Origin of the sequence: Providencia huaxiensis (genome assembly GCF_002843235.3) — a bacterium.
GTDB lineage: Bacteria > Pseudomonadota > Gammaproteobacteria > Enterobacterales > Enterobacteriaceae > Providencia > Providencia huaxiensis.
In genome coordinates this window covers 3,532,939-3,555,136 of sequence record NZ_CP031123.2, presented here as the reverse complement: position 1 = coordinate 3,555,136, position 22,198 = coordinate 3,532,939, and the positions used below count along the sequence as shown (strand labels likewise).

The following is a 22,198-nucleotide window of genomic DNA, read 5'->3' as shown; positions in this document are numbered from 1 at the left end:
ATAATCTGTTAACTATATAAAGGTATGTTATGAGCAAATATCAACATAAACGTGGTGAGATTAAAGATAATGCGATTGAAGCATTACTCCATGACCCACTATTTCGTCAAAGAGTTGAAAAAAATAAAAAAGGGAAAGGAAGTTATACAAGAAAGGAAAAGAATAAGAATTCAGTTAATTGGGAGGCCAGTGGTAATAGGTTTATTTACTTATTACCACTGGCCTTTTAGTTAATTTTTATTTTGTTCTTTTAAAAGATCACGTATTTCTGATAACAGGACTTCTTCTTTAGATGGTGGAGCTGGTTCAGCTGGTGCTGCTTCTTTTTCACGGCGAACTTTATTCATGATCTTAATTGCCATAAAGATAGCGAACGCAACAATAACGAAGTCAAAAACGGTTTGTATAAACATACCATAATTTAGTACTACTGCAGGTAAATCCCCTTGTGCTTCCTTTAATACCACGCTGAATGATTTGAAATCAACACCTCCGATCAGTAAACCTAGCGGAGGCATGATGATATCAGCAACTAATGAAGATACAATTTTACCAAATGCAGCACCAATAATAATACCAACTGCCATATCCACTACATTGCCCTTCATAGCAAATTCGCGGAAATCTTTTAAAAAGCTCATTAGACGACCCCTTAATAAATAATTCAATTGAAACAAAACGTGTATTAGGTTAACAAATTATAGTCGCTAAAATTATTAAGCTACAAATATTTACTATGTTTATTTTTATAAGAAGAATGGACTTGGTTGGAATAATTTTTCAACTTCGGGTACATATTTTTTATCTGTAATAAACATAATGACATGGTCGCCTTGTTCAATGGTATGGTAATCACTAGCTATAATGACTTCTTCTTCACGAACAATTGCACCAATAATAGTTCCTGGAGGAAGTTTAATTTCAGATATTTTTTTACCAACCACTTTTGACGTATTTTCATCACCGTGTGCAATTGCTTCAATAGCTTCCGCTACGCCTCTTCTTAAAGATGAAACATTGACTATATCCGCTTTTCTAACATGGCTTAATAAAGCAGAAATTGTTGCCTGTTGAGGTGAAATCGCAATATCAATTACCCCTCCTTGAACGAGTTCAACATATGCAGAGCGTTGTATAAGGACCATTGCTTTTTTAGCGCCCATTTTTTTTGCTAACATTGCAGACATAATATTAGCTTCATCATCATTTGTTAGGGCAATAAAAACATCCATTTGCTCAATATGTTCTTCTGTGAGTAACTCTTGGTCGGATGCATCGCCATAAAATACAATGGTATCATGCAGTAACTCAGCAAGTTCTGTTGCGCGCTTCTGGTTGCGCTCAATAAGTTTCACGCTGTAATCTTTTTCTAGTCGCCTTGCTAGGCCGGCTCCGACGTTACCACCACCCACTATCATCAAACGTTTGTAGGGTTTTTCTAGTCTTTGCAGCTCACTCATTACAGCTCGGATATGTTGCGTTGAAGCAACAAAAAAAACCTCATCACCTGCTTCAATGATTGTTGAGCCTTGTGGGCGAATAGGCCTATCTTGGCGGAAAATAGCGACAACACGAGTATCAATATGTGGCATGTGTTCGCGCAAGCTCGATAGCGCATTACCAACGAGTGAACCGCCGTAATAAGCTTTTACAGCAACTATGCTGACTTTGCCTTCTGCAAAGTTTACAACCTGAAGCGCGCCAGGGTATTGAATTAATTTATAGATATAGTCGATAACTAATTGTTCTGGCGATATTAAATAGTCAATCGGGATTTGTTCAGGTAGAAACAATTTGTCGGCTTCACGGATATATTCAGTCGCCCTGATACGCGCTATCTTATTTGGGGTATTAAATAGGCTATACGCAATTTGGCAAGCAATCATGTTAGTTTCATCGGAATTGGTGACCGCTACCAACATATCCGCATCTTCTGCGCCTGCATCTCGAAGCACTCTAGGGTGAGAACCATGACCATTTACCACTCGAAGATCGAATTGATCCTGTAATTGACGTAACCGATCAGCATCGGTATCAACGACGGTAATATCATTGTTCTCATCAACTAAATTTTCAGCAAGTGTTCCGCCAACTTGCCCAGCACCTAGAATAATGATCTTCATTACATCTTCCTATATCAGAGAGCTGGCTACAATTTACTACACTTTTTTGACTAAGCGTGCATAAAAGAAACCATCACCACCATGAGTACTTGGTAATACTTGTAACCCAGCATCGGTTCCATCATTTAGACTGGCATCATTATGTTTAGATAGGAAATATTGTATTTGCTTTCCATTTTCTTCGGGCATAATTGAGCAAGTCGCATAGACTAGCGTGCCGCCCGGTTTTAAATAAGGCCAGATAGCTTCAAGAATTTGAGCTTGTAGCTGCGCTAATTCATTTATGTCTGAGTCACGACGTAGCCATTTGATATCAGGATGACGCCTAATAACGCCTGTAGCAGAACAAGGAGCATCAAGTAAAATACGATCAAATCGCTGATCTTTAGCCCATGTTTCGGGGAGTGTACCGTCTCCTTGTATAACAACAGCGTGTTGCTTAAGGCGAATCAGATTTTCTTTTACTCTTTTAAGGCGATGTTCATCGATATCTACAGCAATAACATTCGCTTTAGGAGCTAGCTCCAAAATATGGGTTGTTTTTCCACCGGGTGCAGCACATAAATCTAAAATACTTTCCCCATTTTGAGGTTCTAGCAATTCAGCACAGCCTTGAGCCGAGACATCTTGTACTGTAGACCAGCCATCTTCAAAGCCCGGAAGACGAGATACTGCGGTGGGTTCATCTAACCGAATAGCATTTGGGTGTAAAGGGTGCAAATGTGCGGTTATCTCAGACTGCTCTAATAAGTTGAGATACTGTGCAGCAGTGTGATGTTGAGAATTTACTCTTAACCACATAGGTGGTCGTTGGTTATTTGCCTCAATAATAGATTGCCAATCATCTGGATAGGCTGTTTGTAGGCGTTTTAATAACCAGCTCGGATGCAAATATTGGCTAGTGTTGTTAGCTATTCTCTCTTCTAGCTGTGCTTGCTGGCGCTGAAATGAACGTAACACGCCATTAATAAGCCCTTTTAATTGGGGCTTTTTCAGTGCAACCGCTCCATCTACTGTTTCAGCTAATGCCGCATGAGGGGGAATGCGAGTATAAAGGAGCTGGTAGATACCAACCATGATTAAGTAATGTAGAATTCTTTGTTTACCCGTTAATGGTTTTTCCATTAGCTGGTTAATAAACCATTCAAGCTTAGGTAAATAACGTAGAACACCAAAGCAAATTTCTTGTAATAATGCTTTGTCTTTATCATTGATATTACGCTGTAAGTCAGGCAGTACAGTACTTAATGATTGGCCATTATCAAGGACTTGGTTAATTGCTGTTGCCGCAATACTGCGTAAATTATATGTATTTTTCATATAGAGAAGATGAATTCATTAGTGACTGAAATAAAACAGCCTGAAGGCATCAGGCTGTTTACAAGTTCGTTATGCTAGAATTTGCTCTGGGATAAACCATTCGCGACGAGAGTTTAGGATATCTTGTGCACTCATTGCTTTCTTGCCAGGCGGTTGTAGCTGAATAATATTTAGTATGCCATTTCCTGTGGCAATGGATATACCTTTTTTATCAGCGCTAATAATTGTTCCTGGTTGCTTATCATGGGCTTCTGTGAGTACTTCAGCTTGCCAAACTTTAATGAGTTGTTCTTCAACTATGAAATAGCTCATTGGCCAAGGATTGAAAGCACGAATGCAACGCTCAATATGTACAGCATCATCTTGCCAATTAATACGAGCTTCTTCTTTCGATAATTTTTCTGCGTAATTTGCTAATGACTCGTCTTGTTTTTCAGCAATGCATTGGCCTGAAGATAGCATTTCAACAGTATGAATTAATGCTTCAGGGCCTGTTATTGCTAATTTAGCATATAACGAGGCGCTAGTATCACTAGGGGTAATTGGACAGATTGCTTTGTAAAGCATATCACCAGTATCTAAACCTGCGTCCATTTGCATAATAGTCACACCAGTTTCCGTATCACCAGCCCAAATAGAACGTTGAATAGGTGCAGCTCCTCTCCAGCGAGGTAGTAAAGAGCCGTGAACATTCAAGCAACCTAAGCGAGGGATATCGAGAACTGCTTGCGGTAAAATCAAACCGTAGGCAACAACTATCATTAGGTCAGCATTTTGGTTTTTTATCCACTGCTGGTTTTCGCTATCCTTAAGAGAAACTGGCTGAAAAACAGGTAGTTGGTGTTCTTCAGCGAGAACCTTGACAGGACTCGGTGTTAACTTTTTGCCTCTTCCAGCAGGTTTGTCATGGCGAGTGAGGACGCCAACGACTTTGTGTCTGGTATCTAAGAGAGCAGCTAAGTGTTTGGCCGCAAAATCTGGTGTACCTGCAAAAATAATTTTCAATGGCTCTGACACGTTAATTTCCCTATTTATATGTAGCGAATTAGCTATTTTTGGCTTCTTTTGCTCTTAGTCTGTCTAATTTTTCAACTTTCTGGCGGATGCGCTGACGTTTTAAAGGTGATAAGTAGTCAACAAATAGCTTACCAACAAGGTGGTCCATTTCATGTTGGATACAGATAGCTAATAAACCATCAGCCTCTAGTTCAAAAGACTCACCGTTATAGTTTAGTGCGCGAACTTTTACTTGTTCAGCGCGAGGGACGAAACCATGTTGTTCTGGAATAGATAAGCAACCTTCTTCGATACCCGTTTCCCCAGATTTATCAAGTAATTCAGGGTTAATAAGAACCAAACGCTCATCACGGGTTTCGGACACATCAATGACGATGATTCTCTGATGGATATCGACTTGTGTTGCTGCAAGGCCAATACCTTCTTCTTCATACATGGTATCGAACATATCATCAACGATACGCTGTATAGAAGCATCAACTTTGTCTACTGGCTTAGCGATTGTGCGTAAGCGTTCGTCTGGGTAATGTAATACGTTTAAGACTGACATAAATTTTTCGAGCGGTTTCCAAAATGTGAAAGGGAATTAATGACTATTCTAGACATTTCTCCTTCATATTGACAGTATTGGTTACGATTTGTTCACTGAATAACCTATCTGTTAATGAGTCAGGATGACAATAATGAATACCCAAGAGATTTGGTTAAGGATGTCGCAGGTTAAAAGGCTATTACCTTTACATGCAGTAAGAATAATTAATGAGCTAAAACAATTAAATAAAATTAGTTATCAGGCCTTACATCATCATGGCTTGAATGAAATACAACAATTGCAATTTATGAATGTGTCCATGCACCGGCTTGAGAAAGTACAGGCATGGCTTTCAAGTAAACATCATCAAATGGTTACTTTTTGTGATCCACATTACCCTTTTTTATTAAAGCAAATCTACCGCCCCCTCTTTTATTTTTTGTCGTGGGCAAAAGTGAATTATTGGTAACACCCCAAATTGCTATAGTCGGAAGTCGTAGAGCAAGTGAATACGGCAGAACATGGACTAACCTATTTGTAAAGAGTTTCGTGCGCCATGGTATAACTATCACAAGTGGGCTTGCATTAGGTATTGACGGTATAAGTCATAAAGCTGCTCTTGATAATCGAGGTGAGACAATTGCGGTTTTAGGTAGCGGATTAGCGAATATTTACCCGCGACAACATACTGAATTAGCTGAAAAAATAAAAAACTATGGTGCTTTGGTTTCAGAATATTGGCCAGATGCACCGCCATTACCTAAGCAATTTCCCAAGAGAAACCGTATTATTAGTGGGTTAAGTAAAGCAGTTATTGTAATCGAAGCAGGAATGAAAAGTGGCTCACTGATAACTGCTAGATATGCATTAGAGCAAAATCGTGATTTATTTACATTACCTGCTCCATTGGGCAATCCTGCATTTCATGGTAACCATTGGCTATTGCAGCAAGGAGCTTATCTATTAGCTGAACCTGAGGATATTTTGCGGCATATCGGTGATGGGTTAAATTGGATACAAACAGAATTACCTATAGAAGAGACACCACTTGAGTTTAATGTGGTAGAAAATAAAATTTTAGGTATGGTGGGGTACCAAGCGACACCCGTTGATGTTATTGCAGAACAAACCCAAATTCCAGTTACTCAAATTATTACCATATTAACTGAGATGGAAATTAATGGGGTAGTTAGCTCGGGGGCTGGTGGGTATACCAGATTAACTTAGTTAAAAGCAACAGTAGAGAAAAACATGTCTAAGCAACTGCCCTTCGATACAGAAAAAAATGAACATTGTCCAGAATGCGATTCTTTGCTTGTTATTCGCAATAGTTCACATGGGCCGTTTTTAGGCTGTTCAAGTTATCCACAATGCCATTATATGAGGCCGCTAAGGCCTACGGTAGAAAGTCATATTGTTAAAGTATTAGAAGGTCAACATTGTCCGAAATGTAATTATGACTTAGTGCTGAAACAAGGGCGATTTGGCATGTTTATTGGGTGTAGTAATTATCCTGAATGTGAACACATTGAGCTAATTGATAAACCGGATGAAACTAAAATTTCGTGTCCGCAATGCCAAAAAGGGAATTTATTACAGAGAAAATCACGTTTCGGTAAGACTTTTTATGCTTGCGATAATTACCCTAACTGTCAGTTTATATTAAATAATAAGCCTATTACTGGTAAATGTGAGTATTGTGAGTATCCATTACTTATGGAAAAAAGGGGGGGACAGGGAGTAAGATTATTTTGTGCCAGCAAACGCTGCGGTAAGCAACAAGAAGAACAATGAGTTAAAACTATGTCAAATATATCTACACCTGCAATTGAAAGTATCATAAGTTCATTACAGCACGAGGAGGTTATAGCCTACCCAACAGAAGCAGTATTTGGACTAGGCTGTGACCCTGATAGCGAAACGGCAGTACGTAAGTTATTAGAATTGAAGCAACGCCCTTGGGAAAAAGGATTAATCCTTATAGCTGATAGTTACGAACAATTAAAAAACTATATAGATGATGAGCAGTTAACGGAAGATCAGAAACAAGCGATGTTTGCAACATGGCCGGGGCCAGTAACATGGGTGATCCCCGCAAAAGTAACGACGCCAAAATGGTTGACTGGTCAGTTTGATACCATCGCAGTGCGAGTTACAGACCATGAATTAGTAAAAAATTTGTGTCGTCATTATGGCAAGCCTCTGGTATCTACAAGTGCTAATTTAAGTGGATTAGAGCCATGTAGAACAACGGAAGAAGTTATGGAGCAGTTTGATGGAAGTATTCCTGTCCTTGATGGAATAGTTGGTGGCCGTCAAAATCCATCTGAAATAAGAGATGCCAAAACCGGGCAGTTATATCGTAAAGGATAATATACTATGGAAATGTTTGCGGTTTTTGGTAATCCAATTCAACACAGTAAATCACCTGTTATACATAAAATGTTTGCAGAGCAAACAGGGATTGCCCTTGAATATGAAAAAATTCTAGCGCCTGTAGAGGGATTCGAACAAAGCCTAATAGGTTTTTTTTCACAAGGTGGAAAGGGCGCAAACATTACATTGCCATTTAAAGAGCGTGCTTTTCAGGTTGTTTCTGAATTAACGACAAGAGCTCAAACTTGTGGTGCAGTTAATACGGTTATGAAGCTTGATGATAATCGATTGCTGGGGGACAACACAGATGGAATGGGGCTTTTGTTAGATTTGCAACGTTTAAAGTTTATTCATCCAAATAGCCGAATATTAATGATTGGTGCTGGTGGTGCGACACGTGGAGCATTATTGCCACTTTTAGAATATGGTTGTGATATCACTTTGGCGAATAGAACCTTTTCTAAGGTTGAATTATTAGTTAATGAATTTTCAGCACTAGGTAAAATGTGTGGGAAAGAGATCTCACAGATCGTATCTGCTGATTTTGATCTGGTCATCAATGCGACTTCATCTGGTGTAAGTGGAGAGGTTCCTGCAATCAATCCAAATGTGTTTAGCGATCAAGTTGCATGCTATGACATGTTTTATCAATCATCATTAACGCCCTTCCTTGAGTTTGCGACTCAACATCAAGTGACTAAAATAGCCGATGGCCTAGGTATGCTAGTAGGGCAAGCCGCGTTTTCTTTTAAACTATGGCATGGAATTCTTCCCGAAATCGCACCTGTTCTATCTACCTTATATAAGGAATTGAAAGGATGAATCAGCAGATTCAATTTCCTGATAGAGAAGCGTGGGATGAGCTATCCAAACAAGTACGTTTTCCTGTATTGATCAGCGGAATGCTTGCTGAATGTGCAATTCCTCAGTCATTGTTATTTCAACGTTATGGTAAAGAAGAAACACCTCTGAGGTTATTTCAGCAATATCGATGGGATATAGAAGAAGAGTTTGAAGCCTTGATTGAACAAGGCCTCGATAGTGAAGATGGGCTTTACGTATTATCAGAAGCTAAATAGTTATTTTTCCATTCAACATAGTTATTCGCTGAATAACATAAATGGCCTAACTCAGCATCAGTCAATTTTCGTATGGCTTTTGCTGGGCTCCCTGTATATAAGTAACCGGATTCGAGCCTTTTTCCTTGGGTCACTAAACTATTAGCTCCAATAATAACATCATCCTCGACTATAGCCCCATCAATGACAATTGAACCCATTCCCACGAGAACTCTATTTCCTATGGTGCAGCCATGTAACATAACTTTATGGCCAATGGTGACATCTTCTCCAATGATTAACGGGTTCCCCTCTGGATTACTTGCCGACTTATGTGTGACATGTAGAACTGAGCCATCTTGAATATTGGTGCGCGCGCCAATAGAAATATAGTTAACATCACCACGCAAAACACTGAGAGGCCAAATACTGACATCATCAGCTACGCGAACATCCCCAATTACAACTGAAGATGGGTCAATGAAAACGCGTGCATTAATCGAAGGGTAAATACCTAAATAAGGACGTAAAAGTGTATTCATAGTGATAACCATAAAAAGAAATAAAGGATAACTGTTAAATAACTCGTTAGTTCATTATGAATTTATGAGCCAAGTAGGTTGCTAAAGCTAGAATTATAGTCATGAAGTCGTTCTTTTTATAATCGTTATGCAGTGAAAAAGTACAAGGTGGCTATTTTATCCGCAAACGGAGTTTTTTTTAAAAAAAAAGGTTGTGTAATTCTGAAGGCTCCCTATAATGCGCATCCGTTATCACGACAAACCGGTTAGAAGAAAACTTCATAACCCAGTGATAACAGAGGTGAGAAAGAAAAAAGTTGAAAATAAACGCTTGACTTTCTAAATAAAAAACGTAATATACGACACCTCGCGACAACGACCTAAGTTAATAAAAACTGAGTCAAATTTCCAAAAGAAATGTCGCAGCGCTCTTTAACAATTTATCAGACAATCTGTGTGGGCACTCACAGGACACTATCAAAAAAATATTTGATTTTAAGTCTTGAAGAGTGACTAACACGTTAATTCATATATATGAACTAATAGGTAATTTGGTTTCTTCGGAAATCAAACGACAGTAAACATTCTTTGAGCATCAAGCTACTTTTAATTGAAGAGTTTGATCATGGCTCAGATTGAACGCTGGCGGCAGGCCTAACACATGCAAGTCGAGCGGTAACAGGGGAAGCTTGCTTCTCGCTGACGAGCGGCGGACGGGTGAGTAATGTATGGGGATCTGCCCGATAGAGGGGGATAACTACTGGAAACGGTAGCTAATACCGCATAATCTCTTAGGAGCAAAGCAGGGGAACTTCGGTCCTTGCGCTATCGGATGAACCCATATGGGATTAGCTAGTTGGTGAGGTAATGGCTCACCAAGGCGACGATCTCTAGCTGGTCTGAGAGGATGATCAGCCACACTGGGACTGAGACACGGCCCAGACTCCTACGGGAGGCAGCAGTGGGGAATATTGCACAATGGGCGCAAGCCTGATGCAGCCATGCCGCGTGTATGAAGAAGGCCCTAGGGTTGTAAAGTACTTTCAGTCGGGAGGAAGGCGTTGATGCTAATATCATCAACGATTGACGTTACCGACAGAAGAAGCACCGGCTAACTCCGTGCCAGCAGCCGCGGTAATACGGAGGGTGCAAGCGTTAATCGGAATTACTGGGCGTAAAGCGCACGCAGGCGGTTGATTAAGTTAGATGTGAAATCCCCGGGCTTAACCTGGGAATGGCATCTAAGACTGGTCAGCTAGAGTCTTGTAGAGGGGGGTAGAATTCCATGTGTAGCGGTGAAATGCGTAGAGATGTGGAGGAATACCGGTGGCGAAGGCGGCCCCCTGGACAAAGACTGACGCTCAGGTGCGAAAGCGTGGGGAGCAAACAGGATTAGATACCCTGGTAGTCCACGCTGTAAACGATGTCGATTTGAAGGTTGTTCCCTAGAGGAGTGGCTTTCGGAGCTAACGCGTTAAATCGACCGCCTGGGGAGTACGGCCGCAAGGTTAAAACTCAAATGAATTGACGGGGGCCCGCACAAGCGGTGGAGCATGTGGTTTAATTCGATGCAACGCGAAGAACCTTACCTACTCTTGACATCCAGAGAACTTAGCAGAGATGCTTTGGTGCCTTCGGGAACTCTGAGACAGGTGCTGCATGGCTGTCGTCAGCTCGTGTTGTGAAATGTTGGGTTAAGTCCCGCAACGAGCGCAACCCTTATCCTTTGTTGCCAGCGATTCGGTCGGGAACTCAAAGGAGACTGCCGGTGATAAACCGGAGGAAGGTGGGGATGACGTCAAGTCATCATGGCCCTTACGAGTAGGGCTACACACGTGCTACAATGGCGTATACAAAGAGAAGCGACCTCGCGAGAGCAAGCGGAACTCATAAAGTACGTCGTAGTCCGGATTGGAGTCTGCAACTCGACTCCATGAAGTCGGAATCGCTAGTAATCGTAGATCAGAATGCTACGGTGAATACGTTCCCGGGCCTTGTACACACCGCCCGTCACACCATGGGAGTGGGTTGCAAAAGAAGTAGGTAGCTTAACCTTCGGGAGGGCGCTTACCACTTTGTGATTCATGACTGGGGTGAAGTCGTAACAAGGTAACCGTAGGGGAACCTGCGGTTGGATCACCTCCTTACCATTGAAGTGTTTTTGTGAAGTGCTCACACAGATTGTCTGATAGAAAGTAGAGCAATAGGCTATACGTGGGAGACTTATTCGAGAGAATAGGACTTACATGAGATACCGCAGCAGTATGTGCAATATCTTGTGTCCCCTTCGTCTAGAGGCCTAGGACACCGCCCTTTCACGGCGGTAACAGGGGTTCGAATCCCCTAGGGGACGCCAATTGCGCCGATATCGAGTGAAAGACGATGTCCCCAATAATGATTAAGCCAATTATTTCGATAGTTGGTTTAACAATTATGCTCTTTAACAATCTGGAACAAGCTGAAAATTGAAAACAACGCACATTGTTTATCGCTTAAACAATGTGAGAGTCTCTCAAAAATCTCAACTTGAAGATGTCGTCAACAGACAGAAGCCGTCGGGTTTTGTGTCGAGTGACAAAAAAGACACCTTCGGGTTGTGAGGTTAAGCGACTAAGCGTACACGGTGGATGCCTAGGCAATCAGAGGCGATGAAGGACGTGCTAATCTGCGATAAGCGTCGGTAAGGTGATATGAACCGTTACAACCGACGATTTCCGAATGGGGAAACCCAGTGCAATTCGTTGCACTATCGTTTGATGAATACATAGTCAAACGAAGCGAACCGGGGGAACTGAAACATCTCAGTACCCCGAGGAAAAGAAATCAACCGAGATTCCCCTAGTAGCGGCGAGCGAACGGGGAGCAGCCCAGAGTCTTAATCAGCATTAGCATCAGGAGAACGGTCTGGAAAGTCCGGCAGTAAAGGGTGATAGCCCCGTATCCGAAGGTGTTAGTGTTGTGAACTCGACGAGTAGGGCGGGACACGTGTTATCCTGTCTGAATATGGGGGGACCATCCTCCAAGGCTAAATACTCCTGATTGACCGATAGTGAACCAGTACCGTGAGGGAAAGGCGAAAAGAACCCCGGCGAGGGGAGTGAAATAGAACCTGAAACCGTGTACGTACAAGCAGTGGGAGCCCCACCACCAAAGCATTTTCTGGTGTTGAGGACAACTTTGAAGTGGCATTCAACACGCGTTGACGGAGCGCTTTTTGCGACGTCCAACACACAAAACAAGCAGTGAATGTGCTTTGGGGTGGGGTGACTGCGTACCTTTTGTATAATGGGTCAGCGACTTATATTCTGTAGCAAGGTTAACCGTATAGGGGAGCCGTAGGGAAACCGAGTCTTAACTGGGCGAATGAGTTGCAGGGTATAGACCCGAAACCCGGTGATCTAGCCATGGGCAGGTTGAAGGTTGGGTAACACTAACTGGAGGACCGAACCGACTAATGTTGAAAAATTAGCGGATGACTTGTGGCTGGGGGTGAAAGGCCAATCAAACCGGGAGATAGCTGGTTCTCCCCGAAAGCTATTTAGGTAGCGCCTCGTGAACTCATCTTCGGGGGTAGAGCACTGTTTCGACTAGGGGGTCATCCCGACTTACCAACTCGATGCAAACTACGAATACCGAAGAATGTTATCACGGGAGACACACGGCGGGTGCTAACGTTCGTCGTGAAGAGGGAAACAACCCAGACCGCCAGCTAAGGTCCCAAAGTCATAGTTAAGTGGGAAACGAAGTGGGAAGGCTCAGACAGCCAGGATGTTGGCTTAGAAGCAGCCATCATTTAAAGAAAGCGTAATAGCTCACTGGTCGAGTCGGCCTGCGCGGAAGATGTAACGGGGCTAAACTATGCACCGAAGCTGCGGCAGCGATATTTAGATATTGTTGGGTAGGGGAGCGTTCTGTAAGCCTGTGAAGGTGTACTGTGAGGTATGCTGGAGGTATCAGAAGTGCGAATGCTGACATAAGTAACGATAATGCGGGTGAAAAACCCGCACGCCGGAAGACCAAGGGTTCCTGTCCAACGTTAATCGGGGCAGGGTGAGTCGACCCCTAAGGCGAGGCAGAAATGCGTAGTCGATGGGAAACGGGTTAATATTCCCGTACTGGTGATAATTGCGATGGGGGGACGGAGAAGGCTAGGCTATCCGGGCGACGGTTGTCCCGGTTTAAGAATGTAGGCAGGTGAATTAGGCAAATCCGGTTCACTACATGCTGAGGTTCGATGACGAGTCACTACGGTGATGAAGTAGCTCATGCCCCGCTTCCAGGAAAAGCCTCTAAGCTCTAGATTATCATTAATCGTACCCCAAACCGACACAGGTGGTCAGGTAGAGAATACTCAGGCGCTTGAGAGAACTCGGGTGAAGGAACTAGGCAAAATGGTGCCGTAACTTCGGGAGAAGGCACGCTGGCGCTAGGTGAAGTCCCTCGCGGATGGAGCTGAAGCCAGTCGCAGATACCAGCTGGCTGCAACTGTTTATTAAAAACACAGCACTGTGCAAACACGAAAGTGGACGTATACGGTGTGACGCCTGCCCGGTGCTGGAAGGTTAATTGATGGGGTTATCCGTAAGGAGAAGCTCTTGATCGAAGCCCCAGTAAACGGCGGCCGTAACTATAACGGTCCTAAGGTAGCGAAATTCCTTGTCGGGTAAGTTCCGACCTGCACGAATGGCGTAATGATGGCCAGGCTGTCTCCACCCGAGACTCAGTGAAATTGAACTCGCTGTGAAGATGCAGTGTACCCGCGGCAAGACGGAAAGACCCCGTGAACCTTTACTATAGCTTGACACTGAACATTGAGCCTTGATGTGTAGGATAGGTGGGAGGCTTCGAAGCGTGGACGCCAGTCTGCGTGGAGCCAACCTTGAAATACCACCCTTTAATGTTTGATGTTCTAACGTTGCCCCATTATCTGGGGTGCGGACAGTGTCTGGTGGGTAGTTTGACTGGGGCGGTCTCCTCCCAAAGAGTAACGGAGGAGCACGAAGGTTGGCTAAGCATGGTCGGACATCATGCGGTTAGTGCAAAGGCATAAGCCAGCTTGACTGCGAGAGTGACGGCTCGAGCAGGTACGAAAGTAGGTCTTAGTGATCCGGTGGTTCTGAATGGAAGGGCCATCGCTCAACGGATAAAAGGTACTCCGGGGATAACAGGCTGATACCGCCCAAGAGTTCATATCGACGGCGGTGTTTGGCACCTCGATGTCGGCTCATCACATCCTGGGGCTGAAGTAGGTCCCAAGGGTACGGCTGTTCGCCGTTTAAAGTGGTACGCGAGCTGGGTTTAGAACGTCGTGAGACAGTTCGGTCCCTATCTGCCGTGGGCGTTGGAAGATTGAAAGGGGCTGCTCCTAGTACGAGAGGACCGGAGTGGACGCACCACTGGTGTTCGGGTTGTCATGCCAATGGCATTGCCCGGTAGCTAAGTGCGGAAGAGATAACCGCTGAAAGCATCTAAGCGGGAAACTTGCCTTGAGATGAGTCTTCCCTGACCCTTTAAGGGTCCTAAAGGAACGTTTAAGACTAAGACGTTGATAGGTTGGGTGTGTAAGCATAGCGATATGTTGAGCTAACCAATACTAATGAACCGTGAGGCTTAACCTGACAACACCGAAGGTGTTTTAGGGATTGAGAGATAGAGTTGTTTTTCAAGAAAGAGTGAGAAGCCGAGAGGCGAAGGACACGCAGCTTGTTTGAGATTGATGTTCTGGTTTAGTGCACGAAAGTGACATTAAACGGGAACAAATAGAATTTGTCTGGCGGCAATAGCGCGGTGGTCCCACCTGACCCCATGCCGAACTCAGCAGTGAAACGCCGTAGCGCCGATGGTAGTGTGGGGTCTCCCCATGTGAGAGTAGGGAACTGCCAGACATTAATTAAAGGTTTATTGCTCAATTAGCAGTAAACAGCCGAAAGGCAAAAGAATAAGTGGAGCGGTAGTTCAGTTGGTTAGAATACCTGCCTGTCACGCAGGGGGTCGCGGGTTCGAGTCCCGTCCGTTCCGCCACTTAATTTAGGGGCGTAGTTCAATTGGTAGAGCACCGGTCTCCAAAACCGGGTGTTGGGAGTTCGAGTCTCTCCGCCCCTGCCAGTTACCAATTAAGTAATAATAAAAGAAGTATCTATTGATAACCCGATTAGCTTAATCGGGTTTTTCTTTATCCGTACAATTGTAAATATAGAGTTATTTTCTTAACCCCCTTCAGTTAATCTTTAATTCACTTTTTTCCCCCACATACTATATTAACTTTCACTAATTTCAAAAAATCACTTTGCTAAAGAAGTAATATATTGTTGTATTATTGTTTTATAAAAATAAATGCCGATGAGTTCTTCGTGATTGATATACTTATTGATATATAAAAGAAAATATTAGTTAAGACTATTTAATAGCGGCATATAATTTACTTATTCATTTTTTTATTATATTAAGTTGCGTTAGCGTCATTAAACATGAGGTTATTAAATTCTATTTATAAATCAGACTATTAATTCAATAATAGGACCTTCATGTCAGAGGTTGATGCTTAGGTTAATATTCGTAAGCTAAGTATGAAAAGATGTTTATAGGAATTAAAGAATAAAGCTCAGAGCATACAAAGTGGCTATGTAAATATTATCTCGCCTTTTGCTAAAACTCAGACAAAAATTAGCTTTTAATAATATTCGTTCAATTATAGGTGAGGGTTATGAGTCTTTCACTAGTATAAAGATATGCCAAACCACCCGTTATGAGGGTGGCTATGATTATTCACTTAAAGGCGCATTTTTTATTGGCGTCTTAATCAATTGATTGATAAGAGCTTGTTGATCATTTTTTTGGAGCCAGACAGCATACAAGGGTTTGCTTATTGAGGTTTCTGAGAGCGTTTTTAAGCCTGGGTATTGATATGCCCAATGTGCAGGCAAAAATGCCGCTGAAAGCGATACAGGAAGTAATTGACGGGTAATATGGGCTGAAGTAGTGATCATTACGGGTGTATCATCTTGAGTTAGTGCTGGTTCATTTTTTGGATGAAAATCAGCCCCCCATTCAAGCTTTATAAAATTATATCTTGTGAGTGCAATATTTTTTTGGGAAGCCATAAGTTGTAAGTCAATAGTACCGATGATTGTGCTTTCAAACTCATCCATTTTGGGTGGCTCAGTTGCAATTAATAAATCTAATTCTCTAGAATGTAATTGCTTAACGAGGGACTGACGCGTTGAAACTCTAGCTTCGAGTCGTAGTTCATCATGTTGATTATAAAGTTCTTCTGCCCAGTCAGTTAGATAGCCTTCCCAAAGTGAAGCGGTTGCACCAATAGAAAGTTCTGTGTGTTGTGAGGCATGAGATATCTCTTTTTTAGCTTGCAACCAGGTATTCATTAGTGATTCAGCATATGGAACAAGCCTTTCACCGGCAGCGGTTAACCGGATATTATTTCTATGTCTCGTAAATAGGCTTGTACCTAGTTGTGTTTCTAATTGCCTAATACGGAAGCTAACCGCTGATTGCGTTAAATAGAGTGATTCTGCGGCTCTACCAAAGTGCCTAGTTTTACTAACCTCTAAAAAAGTTCTCAATAACTCGCTGTCCACACGCATCTCCAATTATTTTTGTCGTGATGATTTAAATGTTTTGTTTTACAGATTGTCAATGCTGTCTAATACTCCGCGCCATATAGAGTTTGACTGTAATAAGTTAGGAGTGTGTCAGATGGCAGATAGCTTCATCACGACTAATCGTTTTTTTGATAATAAACATTACCCACGTGGCTTTTCTCGTCATGGTGATTTCACCATCAAAGAAGCTCAGTTGCTAGAACGTCTCGGCCAAGCTTTTAATGAGCTTGATGCAGGTAAACGAGCACCGCAGACAGAAGAAGAAAAACTTTTCGTCGCTGTATGCCGTGGTGAACGTGAACCAGCTACCCCAGAAGAAAAAGTTTGGGTAAAATATTCTAGCCGTATTAACCGCCCTAAACGCTTCCATACTTTATCTGGCGGTAAACCGCAGATAGACCCATCGGAAGACTACACTGATACAGATGATTAATATCGTCGTCGTATGATAAGAGGGACTCCGGTCCCTTTATTTTTACGAGATAATAAGTACTTGTCTGTCCACCCTTCTCAGCTTACTTGTTTTTGCAAATGAAGCAATAACTTATCCATCGCTCGATACCCCAGCGCTTCTAATAAATCGGAACGCTCAATAGTTTCTGCGGCATTAAGGTCGGCTATTGTTCTAGCAACCCTTAAAATTCTATGCCAGGCTCGGATGGAAAGACCTAACTTATTTAATGCATGTTCTAAGAATAACGCATCTTTTGTTGTTAGTAGGCAAAATTGTGTGGTTTCTCTTGGCGTTAGTAAACTATTAATTTTTCCAGCTCGCCTAAGTTGTCTATTTCTAGCTTCGATGACTCTTTGTCTAACGTGTTCACTTGTTTCACCTTGATTTGTTTGATTACTCAATGAGCCGAGAGGCAACAATGGAATTTCTATTGAGAGGTCAAATCGATCAATAAAAGGCCCTGATATGCGTGAAAGGTAACGTAGGATACGAGAAGGGACTGAACGGCTCATTTCTCCTTGGTAGTGCCCTGTTGGACTAGGATTTAAGGCTGCGATCAGCTGGAAGCTTGCAGGATAGCAAACTTTTGCTTTTGCTCGAGAAATGCTAATTTTTCTAGATTCTAATGGTTCTCGTAAAGAATCAAGTACTGAACGGCTAAATTCTGGTAATTCATCTAAAAATAACACACCATGATGTGCAAGTGAAATTTCGCCAGGTTTGGGAAGCGAGCCTCCCCCAATTAAAGCCGCAATTGATGCGCTATGATGAGGCGCTCTAAAAGGCCTTATTGGCCAGTTCATATCTTCTTTTGTGTTTTCACTCAAACTATGCAATGAAGCCACTTCTAATGCTTCCTGAGGGGTTAAAGGGGGAAGTAAAGTCATTAGCCGGCTTGCTAACATCGTTTTTCCTGTTCCCGGAGGACCCAGTAAGAGTAAATTATGCCCACCAGCAGCACAAATTTCTAATGCCCGTTTCCCATGTTCTTGGCCGATAATATCGTTAATATCACTCTCTTGCTTGATTGAGATAGGCGGTTGATGAATTTGTTGATTACAAAGTAATGTATGTTTGTTATGTAAAAAATGACAAAGCTCTAATAAGGATGTCGCAAAATAAACGCTATTATTTGGGAGTAAACCTAATTGGTGTTGATTCTCCATGGATAGTATCAAAGAACGCTGTTGTTTTAATGCTGATTGAGCTGCAGGAATAGCGCTATTGACATAACGAACATCGCCAGACAAAGCGAGTTCGCCTAAAAATTCATATTGTCTTAATGGCTCGTGGGGGAGTTGGCCTGATGATGCGAGTATGGCTATCGCAATTGCGAGGTCATACCGACCGCTTTCTTTTGGTAAATCGGCTGGCGCTAAATTAACCGTCATTTTTTTAGCTGGATATTCAAATCCACTGTTTAGTAGAGCGCTTCGAACTCTATCTCTTGCTTCTTTTACTGCTGTTTCTGGTAGCCCAACAAGTGTTAAACCTGGAAGCCCATTACTAATATGTGCTTCAACAGTAACAAGAGGTGCTTCTAACCCAATTGATGCTCTAGTGTAAACAATCGCTAATGTCATAAGCCCTCCAATATCATTTACAGAGTAATATTCTGCTGAAAGTAAGTTTACTTATCTTGGGTAGATAATATGTTTGCGAAGCTGCTCGACAATTTAATTACTTAGTTACTGGACTGTTTCAATTTACTGCGAGCAGCTTCGAAGTCTTGTTATAATTGGGGTTGCGAGGATGTTATAAAGCATGGAGACTATTCTGAGCTTGGAGATTAGTAAGAAAAAATAATTAATTTCTCTGTGTGAGTTTTAATGGCGCTAGATGATTGTTATGGATGATATAGCTGATCATGCTGGGTATTTTGTTGAATATTACTGATGAATGGGTGTTTAAGTAGTTTATAATGCTAATTATCTCATAGGTATGTGATTTTGAAGTGATTTAATGTTTTGAAAATAAATAAATTAAATAAAAGTTGTCAAAACAATTTTAAAATGATAACTCTAAATAATAGATAATTAAGAATATTGAAAAAGTAAAATACATGAACGCATTTATCCAAGCAGTTAGCCTAATTATTATTAGCGTGGTGGTGATTATTATCCCACCGTGCGGGGCTGCACTTGGACGACGAAGGCTAAAATAACAGCCAGATCTTACGAGAACCCCGCACCGAAAGGCGCGGGGTTTTTTTTGACATAAATGTTGATTAATGCAAATACACAAAATAAAACATAACAAATACAAATAGATAAAGTAGATGGACAGGAGATAAAGCATGAACGGAGCACAATGGTTAGTTCAAGCATTGCGAGCACAGGGGGTTGATACCGTATTTGGTTATCCTGGTGGCGCAATAATGCCAGTTTATGATGCATTGTATGATGGTGGAGTTGAGCATTTGTTGTGTCGACATGAGCAAGGTGCTGTAATCGCTGCGATTGGCTATGCACGTTCAACAGGAAAAACAGGGGTATGTATCGCAACATCTGGCCCTGGTGCAACAAATGTTATCACGGGATTAGCTGACGCATTATTAGACTCCGTCCCTGTTGTCGCGATTACCGGGCAAGTCGCCTCTGAGTTTATCGGAACCGATGCCTTTCAGGAAATCGATGTCTTAGGGTTGTCTTTAGCTTGTACTAAACATAGCTTTTTAGTTGAAGATATCGAAGATTTACCTCGCATTCTTGCTGAGGCTTTCGCAATCGCAAATAGTGGGCGTCCTGGCCCTGTACTGATTGATATTCCGAAAGATATTCAGCTACAACAAGCTGAGCTGTCTCCGTTTTTAATGCCAGTAGAGCAGGAAGTTACCTCGCCTTTATCTGAAATTCAACAAGCTAGAATGTTATTAGAACAATCAGAAAAGCCTATGTTGTATGTTGGCGGTGGTGTTGGAATGTCTGGTGCGGTTACAGAATTGCGTGAATTTATTGAGTTTACAGGCATTCCTTCAGTTGCAACATTAAAAGGCCTTGGTGCTGTGAGTCCTTTAGATGAAAACTATTTAGGTATGTTAGGGATGCATGGCACTAAGGCAGCCAATATCTCAGTACAACGTTGTGACTTACTCATCGCTGTTGGTGCTCGTTTTGATGATAGGGTAACAGGTAAGTTAAATACTTTTGCACCGAACGCCAAAGTGATTCATATCGATATAGATCACGTAGAACTGGATAAATTACGTCAAACTCATGTTGCGCTGCATGGTGATGCAAAGGTATTACTGCCTGAATTAATGCTTAAAAAATCAATTGCGCTTTGGCAGCAGGAAGTTCAGCAACTTAAAAAAGAATTCGGTTGGCGTTATGACCATCCTGGTGAGCCTATTTATGCGCCATTATTACTGAAACAGCTGTCGGATAAAATGAAGCCAAATACCGTTGTTACCACTGATGTAGGGCAACACCAAATGTGGTCAGCGCAACATATCACCGTTGATGCGCCTGAAAACTTCTTAACTTCAAGTGGGCTTGGAACCATGGGGTTTGGTATCCCTGCAGCAATTGGTGCACAGGTTGCTAGGCCTGAAGATACCGTTGTTTGTGTCTCTGGGGATGGCTCATTTATGATGAATGTCCAAGAGCTGGGAACCATCAAACGTAAGCAACTTCCTGTAAAAATCCTTTTGATCGATAACCAACGATTAGGCATGGTCCGTCAGTGGCAAGAACTGTTTTTTGAACAGCGCTATAGCGAAACAATTTTAACAGATAACCCTGATTTTGTGGCATTAGCCAGTGCGTTTGGTATCAAAGGCCAACGGATCACGGACAAGTCGGAAGTTAACTCTGCATTAGATGAATTACTTAATAGTGAAGGTGCCTATTTATTACAGGTATCAATTAATGAATTAGAAAATGTCTGGCCGTTGGTTCCACCTGGGGCTAGTAATGAAAAAATGATGGAGAAACCATTATGATGCAACATCAAATCTCGATATTGGCCCGTTTCCGTCCTGAGGTTTTAGAGCGTATATTAAGGGTCACTCGCCATCGTGGATTTCGTATTAATGCCATGAATATGGGGCAATCGACAGACGGCGACAATGTTAATATTGAACTTACTGTAAGTAGTCAAAGGCCATTAACCCAGCTTTGTGCACAGTTAACCAAGCTTTCAGACATTACAGAAGTTGAAGTACGACAACAAGAATCACGACTATTACGCACACAAAGTGCAATGTAAGGAATATACAAATGACTAAGAAAGCTGACTTTATTTGGTTTAACGGTGAAATGACGCCATGGGCTGATGCAAAGGTTCATGTTATGTCTCATGCTCTGCACTATGGTACATCAGTGTTTGAAGGCGTCCGTTGTTATGACTCACACAAAGGTCCCGTGGTCTTCCGCCACCGTGAGCATATGCAACGTTTGCATGATTCAGCGAAAATTTACCGTATGCCTGTCAGCTACAGTGTGGAAGAGTTAATGGAAGCATGTCGTGCAACTCTGCGTAAAAATAACTTAGTCAGTGCATATATTCGCCCATTAGTATTTATTGGTGATGTTGGTATGGGTGTTAACCCACCAGACGGTTATAACACCGATGTGATTTTAGCTGCGTTCCCATGGGGTGCTTATTTAGGTGAAGAAGCGTTAGACCAAGGCATTGATGCGATGGTGTCTTCTTGGAATCGTGTTGCACCAAACACCATTCCTACAGGGGCAAAAGCAGGTGGTAACTACCTGTCTTCATTACTGGTTGGTAGTGAAGCGCGTCGCCATGGTTACCAAGAAGGGATTGCACTAGATGTTCATGGGTATCTTTCAGAAGGCGCAGGGGAAAATATTTTTGAGGTGAAAGATGGCATCCTGTATACGCCTCCGTTCACATCATCTGCATTACCGGGTATTACACGTGATGCAATTTTAACCTTAGCAAAAGATATGGGTATTGAAGTTCGTGAGCAAACACTATCACGTGAATCTCTCTATCTTGCTGATGAAGTCTTTATGACAGGCACAGCTGCCGAAATTACGCCAGTACGTAGCGTTGATGGTATCCAAGTCGGCATTGGTCGTTGTGGCCCAGTAACCAAGAAAATTCAGCAAGCATTCTTTGGCTTATTTGATGGCACAACAGAAGATAAATGGGGCTGGTTAGATCCAGTAAACCCTTAATAACTAAATTGAAATAGATGTTACAGGCGGA

The 22,198-nt window shown here is 42.2% G+C and carries 20 protein-coding genes, 3 tRNA genes and 3 rRNA genes; 18 read left to right on the top strand and 8 right to left on the bottom strand.

Going from position 1 to position 22,198, the window contains the following annotated elements; translation table 11 throughout:
- Positions 1–29 precede the first annotated feature (29 nt).
- A complete protein-coding gene (locus tag CYG50_RS18075) occupies positions 30–230 on the top strand; it encodes an alternative ribosome-rescue factor A (RefSeq protein WP_166268287.1) in 201 nt (66 codons plus the stop codon).
- Here the strand turns inward: CYG50_RS18075 and mscL are convergent, their stop codons facing one another.
- The 5 genes from mscL to def all read right to left on the bottom strand — a co-directional run bounded on the left by mscL (position 231) and on the right by def (position 5,010).
- Positions 231–641: a large-conductance mechanosensitive channel protein MscL gene (gene mscL / locus CYG50_RS18070; protein ID WP_102140606.1), complete on the bottom strand. Its 411-nt coding sequence runs from the start codon at positions 639–641 to the stop codon at positions 231–233. It abuts the gene before it with no gap.
- Positions 642–746: 105 nt separating this feature from the next.
- A complete protein-coding gene (trkA, locus tag CYG50_RS18065) occupies positions 747–2,123 on the bottom strand; it encodes a Trk system potassium transporter TrkA (RefSeq protein WP_102140607.1) in 1,377 nt (458 codons plus the stop codon).
- A gap of 36 nt (positions 2,124–2,159) precedes the next feature.
- Positions 2,160–3,443 carry a 16S rRNA (cytosine(967)-C(5))-methyltransferase RsmB gene (rsmB, locus tag CYG50_RS18060; protein ID WP_102140608.1) on the bottom strand — a complete coding sequence of 428 codons (1,284 nt, stop codon included), beginning with the start codon at positions 3,441–3,443 and terminating at the stop codon, positions 2,160–2,162.
- Positions 3,444–3,512: 69 nt separating this feature from the next.
- Positions 3,513–4,460: a methionyl-tRNA formyltransferase gene (fmt, locus tag CYG50_RS18055; protein WP_102140609.1), complete on the bottom strand. Its 948-nt coding sequence runs from the start codon at positions 4,458–4,460 to the stop codon at positions 3,513–3,515.
- 28 nt (positions 4,461–4,488) lie between these two features.
- The gene (gene def, locus CYG50_RS18050) at positions 4,489–5,010 is read right to left on the bottom strand and encodes a peptide deformylase (protein WP_004907170.1); all 522 of its coding nucleotides are present in this window, start codon (positions 5,008–5,010) and stop codon (positions 4,489–4,491) included.
- A 133-nt stretch (positions 5,011–5,143) separates the two neighbouring features.
- Between def and CYG50_RS23160 the strand changes: the two genes are divergently transcribed.
- Genes CYG50_RS23160 through CYG50_RS18025 form a run of 6 tightly spaced genes read left to right on the top strand, consistent with a single transcriptional unit; the run spans position 5,144 to position 8,447 of the window.
- The gene (locus tag CYG50_RS23160) at positions 5,144–5,461 is read left to right on the top strand and encodes a hypothetical protein (protein WP_238706810.1); all 318 of its coding nucleotides are present in this window, start codon (positions 5,144–5,146) and stop codon (positions 5,459–5,461) included.
- Positions 5,437–6,219, top strand: a complete 783-nt coding sequence (gene dprA / locus CYG50_RS18045) for a DNA-processing protein DprA (RefSeq protein ID WP_238706809.1) — start codon at positions 5,437–5,439, stop codon at positions 6,217–6,219. Before CYG50_RS23160 ends, dprA begins: the two co-directional genes overlap by 25 nt.
- Before the next feature lie 24 nt (positions 6,220–6,243).
- The gene (locus CYG50_RS18040) at positions 6,244–6,786 is read left to right on the top strand and encodes a DNA topoisomerase family protein (protein WP_102140610.1); all 543 of its coding nucleotides are present in this window, start codon (positions 6,244–6,246) and stop codon (positions 6,784–6,786) included.
- A gap of 9 nt (positions 6,787–6,795) precedes the next feature.
- Positions 6,796–7,365, top strand: coding sequence for an L-threonylcarbamoyladenylate synthase type 1 TsaC (tsaC, locus tag CYG50_RS18035; protein WP_102140611.1), 570 nt, complete (start codon positions 6,796–6,798; stop codon positions 7,363–7,365).
- Positions 7,366–7,371: 6 nt separating this feature from the next.
- The gene (gene aroE / locus CYG50_RS18030) at positions 7,372–8,190 is read left to right on the top strand and encodes a shikimate dehydrogenase (protein ID WP_102140612.1); all 819 of its coding nucleotides are present in this window, start codon (positions 7,372–7,374) and stop codon (positions 8,188–8,190) included.
- A complete protein-coding gene (locus CYG50_RS18025) occupies positions 8,187–8,447 on the top strand; it encodes a DUF1488 family protein (RefSeq protein ID WP_102140613.1) in 261 nt (86 codons plus the stop codon). The genes aroE and CYG50_RS18025 overlap by 4 nt, the downstream gene beginning before the upstream one ends.
- Here the strand turns inward: CYG50_RS18025 and CYG50_RS18020 are convergent.
- Complete coding sequence (locus CYG50_RS18020) at positions 8,423–8,968, bottom strand: gamma carbonic anhydrase family protein (protein WP_102140614.1); 546 nt, start codon at positions 8,966–8,968, stop codon at positions 8,423–8,425. The genes CYG50_RS18025 and CYG50_RS18020 overlap by 25 nt on opposite strands.
- Before the next feature lie 586 nt (positions 8,969–9,554).
- Here CYG50_RS18020 and CYG50_RS18015 point away from each other — a divergent pair.
- The 6 genes from CYG50_RS18015 to CYG50_RS17990 all read left to right on the top strand — a co-directional run bounded on the left by CYG50_RS18015 (position 9,555) and on the right by CYG50_RS17990 (position 15,052).
- A 16S ribosomal RNA gene (locus CYG50_RS18015) occupies positions 9,555–11,094 on the top strand.
- A gap of 133 nt (positions 11,095–11,227) precedes the next feature.
- Positions 11,228–11,303: transfer RNA gene (locus tag CYG50_RS18010), tRNA-Glu, on the top strand.
- Positions 11,304–11,547: 244 nt separating this feature from the next.
- Positions 11,548–14,565, top strand: a 23S ribosomal RNA gene (locus CYG50_RS18005).
- A 151-nt stretch (positions 14,566–14,716) separates the two neighbouring features.
- Positions 14,717–14,832: ribosomal RNA gene (gene rrf / locus CYG50_RS18000) — 5S ribosomal RNA — on the top strand.
- Together the 16S, 23S and 5S rRNA genes with 3 tRNA genes alongside form the textbook arrangement of a ribosomal RNA operon.
- A 59-nt stretch (positions 14,833–14,891) precedes the next feature.
- Positions 14,892–14,968: transfer RNA gene (locus tag CYG50_RS17995), tRNA-Asp, on the top strand.
- An 8-nt stretch (positions 14,969–14,976) separates the two neighbouring features.
- Positions 14,977–15,052, top strand: a tRNA-Trp gene (locus CYG50_RS17990).
- 656 nt (positions 15,053–15,708) lie between these two features.
- Here the strand turns inward: CYG50_RS17990 and hdfR are convergent.
- Positions 15,709–16,548, bottom strand: coding sequence for an HTH-type transcriptional regulator HdfR (hdfR, locus tag CYG50_RS17985; RefSeq protein ID WP_102139852.1), 840 nt, complete (start codon positions 16,546–16,548; stop codon positions 15,709–15,711).
- Between the two features lie 112 nt (positions 16,549–16,660).
- On the opposite strand from hdfR, the gene CYG50_RS17980 reads away from it, so the two are divergent.
- Positions 16,661–16,999, top strand: a complete 339-nt coding sequence (locus CYG50_RS17980) for a MaoP family protein (RefSeq protein WP_102139853.1) — start codon at positions 16,661–16,663, stop codon at positions 16,997–16,999.
- 77 nt (positions 17,000–17,076) lie between these two features.
- Here the strand turns inward: CYG50_RS17980 and CYG50_RS17975 are convergent, their stop codons facing one another.
- A complete protein-coding gene (locus tag CYG50_RS17975) occupies positions 17,077–18,603 on the bottom strand; it encodes a YifB family Mg chelatase-like AAA ATPase (RefSeq protein ID WP_102139854.1) in 1,527 nt (508 codons plus the stop codon).
- A 479-nt stretch (positions 18,604–19,082) separates the two neighbouring features.
- Between CYG50_RS17975 and ilvL the strand changes: the two genes are divergently transcribed.
- From ilvL to CYG50_RS17955, 4 genes are all read left to right on the top strand, one after another.
- Entirely contained in the window at positions 19,083–19,184 is a 102-nt protein-coding gene (ilvL, locus tag CYG50_RS17970) for an ilv operon leader peptide (protein WP_071524553.1), read from the top strand.
- A gap of 132 nt (positions 19,185–19,316) precedes the next feature.
- Positions 19,317–20,963, top strand: a complete 1,647-nt coding sequence (gene ilvG, locus CYG50_RS17965) for an acetolactate synthase 2 catalytic subunit (protein ID WP_102139855.1) — start codon at positions 19,317–19,319, stop codon at positions 20,961–20,963.
- Positions 20,960–21,229 (top strand): acetolactate synthase 2 small subunit, encoded by a 270-nt coding sequence (ilvM, locus tag CYG50_RS17960; RefSeq protein WP_102139856.1) that lies wholly within the window; start codon positions 20,960–20,962, stop codon positions 21,227–21,229. The genes ilvG and ilvM overlap by 4 nt, the downstream gene beginning before the upstream one ends.
- 11 nt (positions 21,230–21,240) lie before the next feature.
- Positions 21,241–22,167, top strand: coding sequence for a branched-chain amino acid transaminase (locus CYG50_RS17955; protein WP_102139857.1), 927 nt, complete (start codon positions 21,241–21,243; stop codon positions 22,165–22,167).
- Positions 22,168–22,198: the final 31 nt, after the last annotated feature.

Coding starts and splice junctions, on each gene's coding strand:
- CYG50_RS18075 (WP_166268287.1), top strand. CDS start 30: ATGAGCAAATATCAACATAAACGTGGTGAGATTAAAGATAATGCGATT.
- mscL (WP_102140606.1), bottom strand. CDS start 641: ATGAGCTTTTTAAAAGATTTCCGCGAATTTGCTATGAAGGGCAATGTA.
- trkA (WP_102140607.1), bottom strand. CDS start 2,123: ATGAAGATCATTATTCTAGGTGCTGGGCAAGTTGGCGGAACACTTGCT.
- rsmB (WP_102140608.1), bottom strand. CDS start 3,443: ATGAAAAATACATATAATTTACGCAGTATTGCGGCAACAGCAATTAAC.
- def (WP_004907170.1), bottom strand. CDS start 5,010: ATGTCAGTCTTAAACGTATTACATTACCCAGACGAACGCTTACGCACA.
- CYG50_RS23160 (WP_238706810.1), top strand. CDS start 5,144: ATGAATACCCAAGAGATTTGGTTAAGGATGTCGCAGGTTAAAAGGCTA.
- CYG50_RS18040 (WP_102140610.1), top strand. CDS start 6,244: ATGTCTAAGCAACTGCCCTTCGATACAGAAAAAAATGAACATTGTCCA.
- tsaC (WP_102140611.1), top strand. CDS start 6,796: ATGTCAAATATATCTACACCTGCAATTGAAAGTATCATAAGTTCATTA.
- aroE (WP_102140612.1), top strand. CDS start 7,372: ATGGAAATGTTTGCGGTTTTTGGTAATCCAATTCAACACAGTAAATCA.
- CYG50_RS18025 (WP_102140613.1), top strand. CDS start 8,187: ATGAATCAGCAGATTCAATTTCCTGATAGAGAAGCGTGGGATGAGCTA.
- CYG50_RS18020 (WP_102140614.1), bottom strand. CDS start 8,968: ATGAATACACTTTTACGTCCTTATTTAGGTATTTACCCTTCGATTAAT.
- hdfR (WP_102139852.1), bottom strand. CDS start 16,548: ATGCGTGTGGACAGCGAGTTATTGAGAACTTTTTTAGAGGTTAGTAAA.
- CYG50_RS17980 (WP_102139853.1), top strand. CDS start 16,661: ATGGCAGATAGCTTCATCACGACTAATCGTTTTTTTGATAATAAACAT.
- CYG50_RS17975 (WP_102139854.1), bottom strand. CDS start 18,603: ATGACATTAGCGATTGTTTACACTAGAGCATCAATTGGGTTAGAAGCA.
- ilvL (WP_071524553.1), top strand. CDS start 19,083: ATGAACGCATTTATCCAAGCAGTTAGCCTAATTATTATTAGCGTGGTG.
- ilvG (WP_102139855.1), top strand. CDS start 19,317: ATGAACGGAGCACAATGGTTAGTTCAAGCATTGCGAGCACAGGGGGTT.
- ilvM (WP_102139856.1), top strand. CDS start 20,960: ATGATGCAACATCAAATCTCGATATTGGCCCGTTTCCGTCCTGAGGTT.
- CYG50_RS17955 (WP_102139857.1), top strand. CDS start 21,241: ATGACTAAGAAAGCTGACTTTATTTGGTTTAACGGTGAAATGACGCCA.